Here is a 239-nt window from a genome sequence, read left to right on the forward strand (position 1 = left end):
TTTACTTTGAATTACGCCCAGGTACCTCACCCAACATTATGCAAACGCATTTAATGATAGATAGACAATCTCTTCTTTACAATAACCAGCAACCCCAATGGCAGCGTTTTGTCTGGCCAGCGGATACCGTTGCCTCTGGGGCATCACTGAGCTGGATAACCACAAACACAGGCACGCGTATTTATGGTGATTATCGTGGCGTCTGGGGCATTATTCGTTTACTGGAAGATGCCCAAATT

Annotated in this window: 1 protein-coding gene; it reads left to right on the forward strand. The window is 45.6% G+C overall.

The window, feature by feature from the left end; all coding sequences use genetic code 11:
- The coding region (locus tag BHE89_RS27280; protein ID WP_286145841.1) for a type VI secretion IcmF C-terminal domain-containing protein at window positions 1–239 on the forward strand (239 nt) is incomplete at both ends.

The organism is Shigella sp. FC1967 (genome assembly GCF_001743005.1).
Lineage (GTDB): Bacteria > Pseudomonadota > Gammaproteobacteria > Enterobacterales > Enterobacteriaceae > Proteus.